Below are 15,342 nucleotides of genomic sequence, written 5' to 3' on the forward strand. Positions count from 1 at the left end.
AAAAGTCTTCACGAATAGAAGCAAAAAAATCCTAGGACTATCTTGTCCTAGGATTTTTCTATTCCTTCCCTATGTGCTTGTCTGATAACAGCGTTCCTATTTTCACCCAAATTACTCATTTAAAAAGGTGGTGATTGCTGCTTGATTCATTTGATTATCAATAACCAAAACACTTCCCGCATACTCACTGTTTCCATAGTCCCATGAACCTTCAACGGGTACACTTAATCGATCAATACCTGTTGCGCCACGACCAATCGAAAGTAAATGAGTTGCTAAAAATGTTGCAGTAACATCTGTTGAAGTATAACCAATTGCCTTCCCAGCCGCATAAGGTGCTCGAAGCAGGTTGATTGGATTTTTTAATTGACTGAAAATCGCATTCATCACCTGTTGCTGACGTCTGACACGACCAAAGTCCCCTTCTTCATCCATTCGAAAACGTGCATACTGCAATAAAACATGCCCGTCCATTTTTTGGACCCCTTTTTTGATATCGACACCATCAAGATTCAGGTCTTTCTCAGCATCTAGTTTCACGCCAAACATAAATAAAGCATCAATTACTTTTTCAAATGATTGGAAATCGACTTTTGCGTAATATTGACACTCGATTCCAAAGTTTTCTGCTAACGTTTGCCGAACTAACTCTGCACCGCCATAGGCATAAGCAGAATTAATTTTGTTTTGGCCTACACCAGGAATGTTAACAAAGCTGTCCCGCATAAATGAAACAAGTTTAGGTTTGTGAGCTGGTCCTCTTAACTGTAAAACCATGATCGTATCTGCGCGTCCAGCATCTTCACCCCTTGTGTCACTTCCCAAAATCAGGATATTTTTCGCACCGTTTTCAGACTGAACACCGTTGAAGGTCTCAACTGGCGCATTGGCTAAACTACTATCATGCTCAGCCATAAATTTTCCAGCAAAAAAAGAAATCCCTGAATAAAGTAGAACAAGAATGAAAAGGCCAAGAAGTATTTTCTTCCATGAACGTTTTTTTCGTCCTTTTGGCAGTTGCTGTGATGATTTCTTTTTCCGGAAAAACTTCTTTTTCCCAGTTGGTTGCTGATTAAGTTGCTCATATTCATTGTATTCATCAAACGGTCGGTTCAACTGATTGTTTGATGGATCAAAATCATTCGAAAATGACGGATTGTTTTGTTTTTGTCCTATAGGTTGATCTGACTCTCGCTGAATATCCTGCTTTCGTTGACGGCGAGCGAAGAGATTGTCTGTGTGGTTCTTTAAGGATTTTCCTTTATTTTTTTTATTGTGACGGTCCATTCGACTCATCGTATTTCCTCCTAATTACCTAGTGATAGCTCAAGGATACGTTACCTGACAATAAAAAGCATGCTACTTAAGTCCAATTTAACAAAAAATAACGATTTTTTCTTTGAAATACTGCTTTTTTCAGTCGATTTCTTAAAAAAAGGGAGAACAAAACAAGTTCTTGTTTTCCTCTACCTTTTTTACTGGATATTATCTGATTATCGATGATCATGCTAAAGTTTCTACTTAACAGTATGTTAAGATCTCCGACACGATTTCTTGTGGTGATTTGTTCGTCGTCTCAATTTGCAGTGTGGCAACTTCTTGATACAATGCTTTTCTAGTCTGATATAGCGCTGAGAATTCAGCAACTGTTTTCTGTCGTGCCAAAGGTCGCACATTTTTTTGGTCATGAATAACTCTTTGATAAAGTTCAACAGTTGATGCTTCCAAAAAAATAACCGTTGCACCATTTTTTAGCAGTGTTCGATTCATTTGATTTAAAATAATCCCACCACCAGTAGAAATCACTTGTGCTTTTGAATCTATCAATTGTTCTTCAAGTAGCAGTGTCTCAGCTTGACGAAAGCGTGCTTCGCCCTGTTTTTCAAAATATTGTGCAATCGTCGTCGCATATTTTTGCTCGAACAGTTCATCTAAGTCCACTAAAGAAATAGAAAGTTTTTCTGCTAAAAGTGTGCCAATCGTGGTTTTCCCCGAGCCCATAAAACCAACTAACACAATTGGATTATTCATCTGTCACACCTTGGACTAACTTGGCTAAATCACTAAAGAACTGAGGATATGAAATGGCCACCGCTTCCGCTTCAGCTAGTTCGATTTCGCCATCTTCAACTAACAAAGCAGCAATTTGGAGCATCATACCAATTCGATGATCTTTATGACTGGAAACTTGTTGATTTTTTTGGGAAATTTGGAGCGGTGTTGGCCCCTCAATGATAAGCCCATCTTCTGTCGGTTGGATTTTTGCACCCAATTTTGTTAATTCTGTTGCCACTGCATCAATTCGATTGGTTTCTTTCACTTTTAATTCTTCGGCATCATAAATTCGGGTTGTTCCTTTTGCTTGTGTAGCAAGTAACGCAATCACAGGTAGTTCATCAATTAGTCGTGGAATGATTGCTCCTCCGATATCGATACCGTGAAGTTCAGAGGTTTTCACCTGAATTGTTGCTGATTGATTAATAGGATCTTCTTCCGTTAGCTTGATTTGGCCATTCATTTGTTTAACTACATCTAAAATGCCTGTTCGAGTTGGGTTGATGCCGACATTTGTTAGTGTAATTTCACTTTCTGGACACAACAAACCTGCAACAATAAAAAACGCAGCCGAAGAAATGTCGCCTGGAATGATTACTTCACAACCTGTTAATTTTTGCGGTCCAACAAGTGTGATCTCTTTGCCTGACTGCTGAATTCGTCCACCAAACTGTTGGATCATTTCTTCTGTATGATTTCTAGAAGGTGTTTTTTCAACAATCTTTGTCGTACCCTTTGCCTGTAAACTCCCAAATAAGATAGCTGATTTCACTTGAGCACTTGCAACGGGCATTTCATATGTGATTGGTATTAGTTGATTGGTAGGTTCAATTTTCAGAGGTAATAGCTCTTTCTCCGTCGTCCCAGTTATTCGAGCGTTCATCTGCACCAGTGGATCAATGATTCGATTCATTGGTCGTTTACTCAATGAGGCATCTCCAATTAACGTTGACGAGAATGCCGCACCAGCTAGAATTCCCGAAACAAGCCGAACCGTTGTTCCTGAATTTCCACAATCAAGCGGACTGGTACTTGGACGCAATCCTTCGATTCCTTTTCCCTTGATATGAATCGTTTGATTTGCTTCCTCAGTTATTTCGACCCCTAAGCTTCGAAATAGCTGCAACGTGGAAAGACAATCTTGTGCTCGCAAAAAATTATGAATAACGGTTTCTCCATAACTGATTGCACCAAACATAATGCTTCGATGAGAAATTGATTTATCTGCAGGTACTTGTAAAGTCCCTCGGAGCTTCGTCTGATTTGTCAGTAACTTCATCTTTTGTTTCACTTCCTAACATAACTAAAATACTTGTTCCCATTAAAACTGAGCAATTCGTTCACGGTACAAGTCAACAGCTTCTTTTAATTCTGTACAAGTATCTGCAGAAAATTTTGTTAAAAATGCTTTCGCTAACTCTGTTGCTACGACGCTTTCGCAAATAACACTAGCTGCGGGAACAGCTGTCGTGTCAGAACGCTCAACACTTGCATGGTACGCTTCTTTTGATTGGATATCGACACTTTGCAATGGACGATACAATGTTGGAATTGGTTTCATTACACCTTGTAGGATAATCGTTTCACCATTAGTCATGCCACCTTCGAAACCACCTAAGTTATCAGACTGGCGAGTAAAGCCCCGCGCTTCATTCCAAGTGATTTCATCCATGACTTTTGATCCGGGCAAGTTTGCCATGTCAAAGCCCAAACCAAACTGAACGCCTTTAAACGCATTGATACTCATCACTGCTTGGGCGATTTTCGCATCTAGTTTTTCATCCCAATGAACGTAGCTCCCTAACCCAGCTGGCACATTTGCGACTAACACTTCAACCACACCGCCCAAAGTATCTCCTGCTTTTTTCGTCTGATCAATTAACTCTTTCATCGCCGTTTCAACTTTTGGATCAGTTACGCGTAATTCCGAATTCTCTGAACGTTCTTTGATTTCTTTTACAGTCAAGTTATTCGGCAACTCGCAGACCAAACCTCCAAGCGCTAACACGTGTCCAGCAACCGAGACGTCTAGCTCCTGAAGCAATTGTTTACAAACGGCACCAATCGCTACTCGCATTGCTGTTTCCCGCGCAGATGAACGTTCCAAAACATTTCGTAAATCACGATGTCCGTACTTCATCCCTCCCACAAGATCTGCATGTCCTGGTCGAGGTCGAGTCACTTGTCGAAGGGTTGCATCCTTTTTGGCAACTTGTTCAGGCGACATCACAGTTTGCCAATTTTTCCAGTCTTTATTCTCAATAACTAATGTCACTGGGGAGCCGAGTGTATACCCATGACGAACTCCTGAAGTAATTTTTACTCGATCCTTTTCTATTTTCATTCTTCCACCGCGACCATAACCGACCTGACGTCTTGCCAATTCCAGATTGATTTCATCAACAGATAAAGAAAGACCTGCTGGCAATCCTTCGATAATCGCGGTTAATTCTAACCCATGCGATTCTCCGGCTGTCAAAAAGCGCATCTCATTTCTCCTCCTTCTTCAAATAATCCAGTAATTCATTTAAGGGTGTCGGTAAAATCGTTGCTTCACCAATTTTATTTAGCACAACTAATTTCACTAGATTCCCTCGTGCTTTTTTATCGTGAGTGATTGCTTCAAATAACGCATGTTCTGACCATTCAGTTGTTTCTTCAGGAAGTTTAAATTTTCGTACCATTTTACGCAAACTTTCAGTTGTTCCTTTTTTTGTTAAGCCTTTTTTTTCCGCGACGCTGGTTAACTGAATCATTCCGATTGCAACAGCTTCTCCATGAGTAATTTTTCCATAACCAGCAGTTTTTTCAACAGCATGACCGATTGTATGACCGAAGTTAAGGAGTAGTCGTTGTCCATTGTCAAATTCATCTGCTTCGACTACCGCTTTTTTAATCGCCAAACAAGCTTCAATTATTTGTTCAGATTGATGAACTATTTCCTCACGCCCATTTATATTCACTAAAGTTTTCCATAAATTTTCGTCCGCAATTGCGGCATATTTGATCACTTCTGCAAGTCCTTCACTCACTCTTCTTGGTGATAACGTCGACAACGTATCCGGATCAATCAATACCCCTTCTGGTTGCCAAAATGCACCAATGATGTTTTTGGCATACGAGGTATTCACTGCTGTCTTGCCACCAATACTACTATCTACTTGAGCAAGTAAAGTCGTCGGGATTTGTAAAAAATGAATCCCCCGCATAAATGTTGCTGCAACAAATCCTGCTAAGTCACCAACTACACCACCGCCTAAAGCAATGATGCCATCACTTCTAGTAAATTGTTTTTCCGTTAATAATTGAAATAGTTTTTCTGCTTGATATAATGTTTTACTTGCTTCACCCGGCTCGATCACAGCTTTGCTCACTGTGTAACCTGCGTTAGATAACTGTTCACTCACTGTCTGAGCATAAAGTGAATCAACGTTTTTATCTGTTATTAAGCAAATTTTTTGCGGTGACCACAAGGCACTCACCCATTGACCAACTTTCGATAGTGATCCTTTTTCAATAACGATTTCATAAGAATGTTCTGGTAGCTCTACTTGGATACTCATGTTCACACCTGCATTTCCTTTGTCATTAGCTCTTTTATTCACGAATGTCTTTCATTGCTTTTTCTAAAATATGCACTTCTTCCATCATCTTCAGGTACGTTTTTTCGTTCAAGGACTGTGGACCATCTGACCACGCATTAACCGGATCAGGGTGGATTTCAACAATCATGCCATCTGCACCTGCAGCAACACCTGCTCGAGCCATTGGAGGAACCAAATCCCAAACACCAGTTCCATGACTTGGATCAACAATGATTGGAAAATGACTAAGTTTTTTGATCAAAGGGACTGCACTTAAATCAAATGTATTCCGCGTTGCCGTTTCATACGTTCGAATACCTCTTTCAATAAAAATAATCTGGTTATTGTTTTGGACAGCAATATATTCTGCTGCATTGAGCCATTCATTAATGGTTCCAGAAATCCCTCGTTTTAATCCAATTGGCATCCCTGTTTTTCCAACAGCCTCAAGTAAACGGAAATTTTGCATATTTCTTGCGCCAATTTGTAAAATATCACTATAGTGTGCCACCATTTCAATATGAGCTTCGTCCATTACTTCAGTGATTACTTGCATATCAAATTCATCGGCCGCTTGGCGAATGTATTTCAACCCTTCTTCTTCTAACCCTTGGAACGCATAAGGAGAGGTCCTTGGTTTGAATGCTCCACCACGCAAAATTTTTGCACCGCCTGCTTTCGCCATCCGAGCTGTTTCACGAATTTGATCTAAGCCTTCGATAGAACATGGACCTGCCATGGTAACAAAAGAACCATCCCCGATTTTTACCCCATTCACATCCACAACTGTATCTTGTGGATGAAATTCACGTGAAGTCAATTTATACGTATTTGTAATGCGAACAATTTCTTCTACTCCATCATATCGCTGAAAAGCCACATCTTGAATTTTTCTAGTGTCACCCACTAACCCAACGATTGGTTGCTCATTCCCACGATTCATTTGAACAGCTAAGCCTTCTTCTTTCACACGATTCACGACTTGTGAAATTTGTTCATCTGTTGCATCTTGTTTCATAATAATAATCATTTCTTTTTCCCCTTTATTCAAATAAATCTTTCATGATATCGAGTGGCATTTCGTGATTCGTCCATAACTGAAAAGCCGTTGCACCTTGATATAATAGCATACCTAAGCCATTAAAGGCAGGTGCACCTCGTTTTTCCGCTTCTTTTAATAATTGAGTTTTTTTTGGTGAATAAATTAAATCAATCACAAATAAGTTTTCATGTAAAAAGCCAGCATTCGCTAAAGGCGATTGTCCTTCTTTTGCACCCATACCAATATCCGTTGCATTCACTAATAATTCACTTGTCTGTAGATCATGTTCGAGTTGTTCCTCATCTGCATAATCAACTACCCGCACGATTGCACTCGTCTGCTCGCCGATTTTTTCAAACTCCTGTTTAACCATTAAAAATCGTTCATTGTTTCTTTTATATAAAACAACCTCTCTAGCACCTTCAAGAGCAGCTTGTACCGTGATTGCTTTAGCCGCACCACCAGCTCCTAGAATAGTTATTTTTTTATCTTTTATCTTAAATTTTGCTGTTTCTTCCATTGCTTTCACAAAGCCAATACCATCTGTGTTATACCCAATCAATTGCCCATTTTGGTTAACGATCGTGTTAATTGCACCAATCAGCTGTGCTTCTTGACTTAATTCATCAACGTAAGCGATAGCTGCCGTTTTGTTAGGCATCGATAAATTCACACCTAACATATCCAAGGTTCGAATACTTTCAATTGCTCGTGCCAGATTTGTTTGATCTACTTTAAAAGCTAAATATACCGCGTCAACTCCGCACGATCGAAAGCCACGATTATGCATCCGCGGTGATAAACTATGTTCTGCTGGATTCGCAAAAAAACCTGCAAGTTTTGTTTTACCAGAAATCACGCTTTATCCTCCTTGCTGTTTCAAATTACTACTAATTTATTCTTCTCTATTATTCGTAGTGAAGCAAAAAAAGCCACTTAGTGTTCTCGTACTAAACAAAAAGTACAGTAAACGACTACGTGGCAAGATGTCTTGAATTATTCACAAAACGAAAAGCATCCCATGAAACTTATTTAATTTTCACTCAAAGTGTAACCTCACGAAACGCCTAAACTGTCTTAGATTGTACTAAGTATAGGACGAATGAAAGGAGCTTGTCAATTCCTTTTTCACTCTGTCTCACTAACTAAAAAGGGGCAAGGATAATTGGAACTCCTAATCTCTTTCTTTTCATTCTATTTCGTTAAACTAGGATCAAAAGTACAAAAGTTTGAACAAGATTCCACAGTTTCCTAGACAATGACGATGTGATTTTTTAATTTCTTGCCCCTTTTCATGCTAACAATTTGATAGAATCTTCTTTTTAATCAAGAACTTCCTCAAAAAATTGTAACAAATCACTCATTGATAAATTTTCTTTTTCTTGCGCATTCAAATCTTGAACTATTCGTCCCTTTTGTAACACAATCAACCGATTTCCGTAATTTAGCGCATCTTCCATTCGATGAGTGATCATCAAACAAGTTAATTTTTGTTCCGTGATTCGACGGTTCGTTAATTCCATTAATGATTTTGCTGTTTTAGGATCTAAAGCTGCTGTGTGTTCATCCAATAATAATAGCTCTGGTACTCGAATCGTCGCCATTAATAAACTTAACGCTTGACGCTGTCCGCCAGAAAGTTCACCTGCTGGCGTATCTAAATGAGTTTCTAGCCCATTGCCAACTTCTTCACATAATTGATAGAAAAATTCTTTTTGTTTCTTTAAATTTCGTAGTTGTAACGGACGTTTTTGTCCACGTTTTTGCGCTAATAATAAATTTTCAGCAACAGTCATTCGTGGTGCTGTTCCCATTTTAGGATCTTGAAACACACGTGCCAGAAATGCTGCACGTTTTTCTTCAGAATCTTTTGTAATCACTCGATCTTTAAACAAAATGCTTCCTTGAGAAAGTTGTAGCGTACCCGCAATCGTATTGAACAGGGTACTTTTTCCTGCTCCATTTCCGCCTAAGACAGTAATAAAATCTCCTTCGTTGATTGAGAGATTGATTTCTTCAAGCAAAACTTTATTTTCATTCAGTCCATTATTTACAACTTTTTTTCCATTTTTGATGGTTAAGATTGCTGCCATTTATTTTGCCTCCTTCTCAAAACCAGTTTTTAGATTCAATGCTTTTTTCACTTGTGGAATCATCAAACAAAACGCAAGGATGATTGCTGAAAATAATTTCAAGTAAGTTGTATCAAAACCTAACTTAATGACAATCAAAATCAATAATTGATAAATAATACTACCAACAACAATTGCAATCAACCGTTCCGCCAATGTTAATTCCTGAAAAATCACTTCACCAATAATGATTGAAGCAAGTCCTATAACAATTACACCAATTCCCTTATTCACATCTGCATATCCATCATTTTGAGCAATCAATGCACCAGAAAGAGCAATCACTCCATTGGATAACGTTAAGCCTAAAATTTTCATCCGATCTGTTTTGATTCCCAAAGAGCGAGCCATCGTTTCGTTATCACCTGTTGCAATATAACCTTGACCTAAATCTGTATTGAAGAAAAACAGTAAAATAGAGATAATCACACCTAACGCAATCAAACCCAACAAAACTGTATCAAAATAATTTGGTAAGTGGAGTTTTTGGAAACTATCTTGTAAAATTGGACGATTCAACAAGGATAGATTAGGGGTCTTCATCACATATAAAATCACTGAATTTAAACCCGACATCACTAGAATTCCAGCAAGAATAACAGGAATCTTTCCTTTTGTATAAAGTAAACCCGTTACCAATCCAGCAATCATTCCCGCTCCCACGCCTAAAAGTGTAGCAAAAATCGGTGCGATTCCATTCGTTATCGCGGTCACACAAACCGCTGCACCTAATGGAAATGACCCTTCCGTTGTCATATCAGGAAAATCAAGAATTCGATAAGTCATAAAAATGCCCAGACCCAAAATTGCCCAAAGCATTCCTTGTGAAATAGATGATACGATCATTTGTTTTCCTCCTTTGAGCTTTCCGTTGATTTCGTTACTTCTTGCGTCACGTTTTTAGCTTTTTCTTTTATTTCTTCAGGAATCGTAACACCTAGGCGATCGGCTTGCTCTTGATTAATGATGATATCGCCTTGATCGAAGGTGTAAACAGGTGTCGTTGCTGCTTCACTTTTCCCTAATGCAAGTTTCGCTGCCATTTTGCCACTTTGAACACCTAATTGATATTGATTGATTCCAATTGTTGCCAAGCCACCTTGCTCAACCATTGTATCAACTGATGGGATAACAGGGATTTGCGCTTTATCTGCTTCCTTGATTACTGTTTGCATCGCGTTAGCAATCGTGTTATCCAAAGGTATATAGATAACATCAACAGATTGACTCATGACTTGAACTGTCTGTGCAATCTCATTGGTTGAAGGCACTGCATATTTTGTCACAGTTAACCCAGCTTTTTTGGCAGCATCTTCGGCTTGTGCAACTTGATACTTAGAATTATCTTCCGATGACGCATAAAGGATCCCGATTCTTTTGGCTTGTGGTAACAAAGTTGTTGCTAGTTGGATTTGAGCACTTACAGGTGGCTGATCAGAAACACCAGTCACATTTTTCCCAGGTTTATCTAATGACTCAACTAATCCTGCCCCAACTGGATCTGTTACAGCACCCAATACTACTGGAATATCGCTTGTAGTATTTGCTAACGCTTGTGCTGCAGGCGTTGCAATTCCAATCAATGCCGCTGGATTTGCTTGAACAAGTTGTTGGCTCATCGTTGCTAATTTACTTTGATCAGCTTGACCATTTTGAAAGTTTATTTTAAGATTCTCTCCTTCCACCAAGCCTTCTTCTTTCAATCCATCTTTGATTCCACGATAAATTTCATCTAATGCTGGATGACTGACATATTGTAAAACACCGATTTCTTTTACTTCCGTTGTTGTGGGCGTTCCATTTTTGGTCTCACCCATTTTTTCGTAGATAAAACTACCGACCAAGTAGATTCCCAGTAGCGCTACGACCGCTATCAATCGTTTATTTTTCATTTTCTCCTCCTGTTAATAACTAGTTATTTTTGCTATGAACGATAACAATGTATCGATAAATTGTCTTATTATTAAGCAAACCCAACAAAAAAAGGACAATTCCTGTTACGGCATTGTCCTTAGTACACAAAAAACCGCATAGAAGTCTCTATGCGGTAGTCAAATTTCTTGTCTAGCATAGATACAAACTTTAGATTGTTCTCTAAAAAGTCGTATCTATGGGAAAGTTCGCCATCAATACAACTCATCTACGCCAGTTACGCCATGCATAATTGTTTCCTAGTAAAGCTTGGTTTGATAAGTTCATTGTGGTTCACCCTTTCGTCAAATATTTGATTTAAGTCTAATTGAAATTTTTTTATTCGTCAATAGAAATATTCACATTGTGTAAATTATTGTGTTGAGTCTGTTGTCATTTCAAGTTCAAGCTTTTTAATATTTGCTAATGGAAGACGATTTAATTCCGGTACTAATTCGTTTGAAACATCTGTGATGCCATCTGCGCCAATCACGACTCGGTTCGTCTCTTTACCTCCATCAAAAAAGATAAATGTTATTTGCTCCCTATTGATTCCATACTCTTTTTCTTCTTTGGCTACGTCATAGACGAGAGGATAAAAATAAATTTGGCGATTCAATTCTTCCATTTTTTTTGAATCATTTAAAATAGTCAAGACTTGTTCATAGTTTTTGCCTTTTGGTACGCAAAACATGACTGATATCGCTTTGCTATCAGTGATTGTTTGCTTGGCATTACTGTAATCAAACCTTTTGACTTTATCAGAGGTAATCGTTGAATAGACCAAACTATCTACTTGATCTGCCTTGATTTTCTCAGGTAAGAAAATCATTGATCCTGCTAACAACACTGCTAAAAAAAGTAGGCCACCAACACGCCAAAAATATTTGACTGGATTTTCCGCAAATGCATCAGCAAATTCTATCCAGCTTTCTTGTATTTTTTCTTTTATTTCTCCCCAGATAACAAACACCTCGTTTCTTCTCCTTCGATGTTACTTATTCATTTTCTTTATTATACCTATAAATAAGTATTTTGACGAAAAAATTCGTATCTTTACTCGAAACTTTTTCTATTTATACAAAATATAAGTTCTTTTTCATAAGTCAATCACTAGAAGTTTTCAATGAAAAAGACGAAATCGTTACTAACGTTACACCGTCATTGGTCTTTCTGATTGTTTTTCGTTATAATGAAACTAATTATGAAAAGAAAAGAGGAAGAACTATGTCCTTTGATGGTGTTTTTACCCACGCAATGGTTAGTGAGTTGCGTGATACCTTATTATCTGGTCGAATTTCTAAAATTCACCAACCTTATGAAAATGAAATCATTTTAGTTATTCGCTCTCGCGGAGCCAATCACCGCTTGCTATTATCTGCTCATCCTAGCTATGCACGAATTCAGATTACGCAAATTGATTATCAGAATCCTGATACGCCTCCTAACTTTGTAATGATGTTAAGAAAACATCTTGACGGTGCTTTGTTGGAAACAATCGAACAGGTTGAAAATGACCGTGTCATTCATTTTCATTTTACAAAACGAGATGAACTAGGTGATCTACAAAATATTGTTTTGATTGTTGAGCTGATGGGTCGGCATAGCACAATTGTGTTAGTCAATCGTGAAACCGGGAAAATTCTAGATGCTATCAAACATATCGGAAGCTCTCAAAATACTTATCGTTCACTGATTCCCGGTGTCACTTATGTTGCACCCCCGAAACAAGAACAATTAAATCCATTTTCAGCAGAAAAAGAAAAAATCTTTCAACGTCTTTCTCAGTTAGAACTAACACCAAAAATTTTACAGCAACATTTTCAAGGACTTGGTTTTGATACAGCGCAAGAATTAGCAAGTCGTTTAACTGAACAACCCAATAAAAAAATGGTTGTTTGGGAAAACTTTTTTCAGCAGTTAGATATTAAACTTTCTCCTACTCTTTATGAAGCAAAAAATAAAGAATTCTTTACACCTATTTCCTATCAATCAATCGAAACAACTGCGGATCAAGTAACAAATTATTCAACCTTGAGTGCTTTGCTTGATGGCTTTTATCACGATAAGGCAGAAAAAGACCGCGCCAAACAGCAAGGTAGCGAATTGATCCGTAAAATGGAAAATGAACGTAAACGAAATCAAAATAAATTAAAAAAACGTGAACAAACATTAAAAGATTCCGAAAACGCGGAAGATTTTCGTCGTAATGGCGAACTACTGACCACTTTTATGACTCAAGTCCCACGTGGTGCAACAGAAGTCACCTTGCCGAATTACTACGAAGCAGATCAACCTTTGACCATTAAGCTTGACCCTGCATTAACACCTAATCAAAACGCACAAAAGTATTTCCATCGTTATCAGAAACTAAAGAATGCTGTTAAACTAATTGGTCAACAAATCCAAGAAGCAAAAGACGAAATTCAATATCTCGATTCCGTTTTAGCCCAACTTGAAATTGCAGGTCCCATGGATATTGAGGCAATCAAAGAAGAATTAACTGATCAAGGATACTTTAAAAAGAAATCTGCTAAAAAACAGAAGAAAAAGAAACCTTCTCAACCAGATGTCTATTTTGCTGAAGATGGTACTCAGATTCTCGTTGGAAAAAATAACTTGCAAAATGATTTATTAACAATGAAAACTGCTAAAAAAACCGATTATTGGCTCCACGCAAAAAATATTCCAGGCTCACATGTGATTATCAAAAGTAACGATCCTTCTGATGAAACGATTACACAAGCTGCAGAATTAGCTGCTTACTTTTCAAAATATCGTTATTCAGCACAAGTTCCTGTAGACTTGGTTCAAGTGAAACATATCCGTAAGCCAAATGGTTCTAAACCCGGATTCGTTATTTATGAAAATCAAAAAACGATTATCGTGACTCCTGTTGAAGAAGCAATAACAAAAATGAAAAAACAATAGTAAAAAGCCGAGACGATGAATGGTCTCGGCTTTTTATTGGCTAAAATATTAACTAAATTATTTTTTGTGTGTTCCTTCATTCATCAACAAATTTGTTAATCTGTGAATAAAATGCTGTGCTTCTACACTTAGCGTACGTTTGCCAGAATGAATAACACAGAGTTGATTTGGTTGACTATCTGCTAATGGAATAAGCTTTATTTGGTCTTTGATGCCACCAATAACAATTCCTGATCCAGAAGCATAAGCATCTGTTTCTAATACCAAGTTCATCAGCGTGCCACGATCACTGGTATAAACAACGGATTCTTGTGCAGGAATCTCAATTAGATCTTCATAAAAATAGGGGAAATTATTACCATCTTGAGTAAAACGAACTTGAGGATATGCTAACAACTCTTTTTTATGGATTTCTGCTTGTTTTGCTAATGGGTGTCCTTGTCTCAAGAAAATATGCGTGGAAAATGTATGAATCGTTCTGGCAACTAGCTCACCTTGCTGTAAATAACGCATGATCCCAGCTTGATTTTTTTCATTCATGTATAGTACGCCTACTTCACTGTGCTGTTCTCTTACTTCTTCAATCACTTTTGCAGTCGTCGTTTCCATGATTCTGAATTGTTTGATTTCTTGATTGAATTCTGTCATCATTTTTGCAATCAATGGTCCCAAAAAGTCATAATGCTGAGAAGCTACTGAAAACATTTCACGTGTTTCACTAGTTTGATAATAACTTTCAAGTGATTCTAATTGAAGTAAAATTTTTTCAGCACGTTGCAGGAAGTCTTGTCCTGCTTCAGTTAAGTATGCTCCTCGATTTGTGCGAGTAAACAAATTGATCCCTAATTCTGTCTCTAATTCTTTGATTCCTGTAGACAAGCTAGGTTGTGAAACAAATAACTTCTTAGCCGCTTCTCGAAAACTACCATTATTCGCAACAGCAATCACATACTTCATTTGTTGAATATTCATGTATTTGACCCCTCAAAATAGTCAATTTTACGATTATTAAGCGCTTGGAGCGGACGATTGTTAGGCTGTGCATACTGCCCTTCAAATGGCGTCAAGAATTCTTGATTTAATTGGCCAACTTGATCCATAACAAACCACTGGATAGGTCCTGCAGTTGGTGGTGTAGTTAATGAACCAACATAATGATAGTGGCTCTTCTTTTCAGGGAAAAACACAACTGGATTCATCCAATGTTCATGTGCAGCTAAATCCCAGCGTTCTTCATGATTGCGATCATAAAACCAACCATCCTCGCTTCGCAACTCATACATGACTCCAACAACCAAGTTTTCTTGACGATGATTCGTGTGGACAAAATGAAATTCAATGTCTTCATGTTTCCCATTTATAATGTGCTCAGAAGGCAGATGGAAATGGATATCTGTCAAATAAAATTTTTCACCTTGATATTCGACATAACTGATTTGGTCAAATGGTACTAAGTGGATCGTGTTTTTAAATTCTTTATCTGTGAATTTTTGACATTGATAGTGAAAAGAAATCGTTTCTTTCACATCACTTACTTCTTGACAAGTAACAAGCGGGATGGGTGATTGCAAGGAAAACTCTGCTCCTTTTGCAAACCAATCACATAAACTTGCCCAATTCTCTGGTCCTCGCTCGCCCGAGTAGCCCCATTCAACATCCATATTTTTTTTCAACGCTTACGTCCTCC

Annotated in this window: 14 protein-coding genes; 1 reads left to right on the forward strand and 13 read right to left on the reverse strand. The window is 37.9% G+C overall.

The features are described 5' to 3' along the window. Window positions 1-111 precede the first annotated feature (111 nt). The 11 genes from DOK81_RS03530 to DOK81_RS03580 all read right to left on the reverse strand — a co-directional run bounded on the left by DOK81_RS03530 (window position 112) and on the right by DOK81_RS03580 (window position 11,697). The gene (locus DOK81_RS03530; RefSeq protein ID WP_206908089.1) at window positions 112-1,296 is read right to left on the reverse strand and encodes an LCP family protein; all 1,185 of its coding nucleotides are present in this window, start codon (window positions 1,294-1,296) and stop codon (window positions 112-114) included. A 225-nt stretch (window positions 1,297-1,521) separates the two neighbouring features. Then, complete coding sequence (locus DOK81_RS03535; RefSeq protein ID WP_206908091.1) at window positions 1,522-2,031, reverse strand: shikimate kinase; 510 nt, start codon at window positions 2,029-2,031, stop codon at window positions 1,522-1,524. Further along, complete coding sequence (aroA, locus tag DOK81_RS03540) at window positions 2,024-3,334, reverse strand: 3-phosphoshikimate 1-carboxyvinyltransferase (protein WP_206908092.1); 1,311 nt, start codon at window positions 3,332-3,334, stop codon at window positions 2,024-2,026. The genes DOK81_RS03535 and aroA overlap by 8 nt, the downstream gene beginning before the upstream one ends. Window positions 3,335-3,376: 42 nt before the next feature. Next, window positions 3,377-4,543, reverse strand: coding sequence for a chorismate synthase (aroC, locus tag DOK81_RS03545; protein ID WP_206908102.1), 1,167 nt, complete (start codon window positions 4,541-4,543; stop codon window positions 3,377-3,379). Between the two features lies 1 nt (window position 4,544). Further along, on the reverse strand, window positions 4,545-5,618 hold the full coding sequence (gene aroB, locus DOK81_RS03550) for a 3-dehydroquinate synthase (protein ID WP_206908269.1): 1,074 nt from the start codon (window positions 5,616-5,618) through the stop codon (window positions 4,545-4,547). Between the two features lie 34 nt (window positions 5,619-5,652). Continuing rightward, the gene (aroF, locus tag DOK81_RS03555; RefSeq protein WP_206908104.1) at window positions 5,653-6,669 is read right to left on the reverse strand and encodes a 3-deoxy-7-phosphoheptulonate synthase; all 1,017 of its coding nucleotides are present in this window, start codon (window positions 6,667-6,669) and stop codon (window positions 5,653-5,655) included. Between the two features lie 13 nt (window positions 6,670-6,682). Beyond that, a complete protein-coding gene (locus tag DOK81_RS03560; protein ID WP_206908106.1) occupies window positions 6,683-7,540 on the reverse strand; it encodes a shikimate dehydrogenase in 858 nt (285 codons plus the stop codon). Between the two features lie 463 nt (window positions 7,541-8,003). Continuing rightward, window positions 8,004-8,774: an ATP-binding cassette domain-containing protein gene (locus DOK81_RS03565; RefSeq protein WP_206908118.1), complete on the reverse strand. Its 771-nt coding sequence runs from the start codon at window positions 8,772-8,774 to the stop codon at window positions 8,004-8,006. After that, window positions 8,775-9,659 (reverse strand): ABC transporter permease, encoded by an 885-nt coding sequence (locus DOK81_RS03570; RefSeq protein WP_206899028.1) that lies wholly within the window; start codon window positions 9,657-9,659, stop codon window positions 8,775-8,777. After that, complete coding sequence (trpX, locus tag DOK81_RS03575) at window positions 9,656-10,705, reverse strand: tryptophan ABC transporter substrate-binding protein (protein ID WP_206908120.1); 1,050 nt, start codon at window positions 10,703-10,705, stop codon at window positions 9,656-9,658. Before trpX ends, DOK81_RS03570 begins: the two co-directional genes overlap by 4 nt. 392 nt (window positions 10,706-11,097) lie before the next feature. Further along, window positions 11,098-11,697: a hypothetical protein gene (locus DOK81_RS03580; RefSeq protein WP_206908123.1), complete on the reverse strand. Its 600-nt coding sequence runs from the start codon at window positions 11,695-11,697 to the stop codon at window positions 11,098-11,100. A 254-nt stretch (window positions 11,698-11,951) separates the two neighbouring features. On the opposite strand from DOK81_RS03580, the gene efbA reads away from it, so the two are divergent. Further along, window positions 11,952-13,655 (forward strand): fibronectin-binding protein EfbA, encoded by a 1,704-nt coding sequence (gene efbA / locus DOK81_RS03585; protein ID WP_206908138.1) that lies wholly within the window; start codon window positions 11,952-11,954, stop codon window positions 13,653-13,655. A gap of 57 nt (window positions 13,656-13,712) precedes the next feature. Here the strand turns inward: efbA and DOK81_RS03590 are convergent, their stop codons facing one another. Then, window positions 13,713-14,627, reverse strand: coding sequence for a LysR family transcriptional regulator (locus DOK81_RS03590; protein WP_206908153.1), 915 nt, complete (start codon window positions 14,625-14,627; stop codon window positions 13,713-13,715). Further along, window positions 14,624-15,328 (reverse strand): carbonic anhydrase family protein, encoded by a 705-nt coding sequence (locus tag DOK81_RS03595; RefSeq protein ID WP_242589877.1) that lies wholly within the window; start codon window positions 15,326-15,328, stop codon window positions 14,624-14,626. The genes DOK81_RS03590 and DOK81_RS03595 overlap by 4 nt, the downstream gene beginning before the upstream one ends. Window positions 15,329-15,342: the final 14 nt, after the last annotated feature.

Source organism: Enterococcus sp. DIV0660C, assembly GCF_017316125.1.
Taxonomy (GTDB): domain Bacteria; phylum Bacillota; class Bacilli; order Lactobacillales; family Enterococcaceae; genus Enterococcus_B.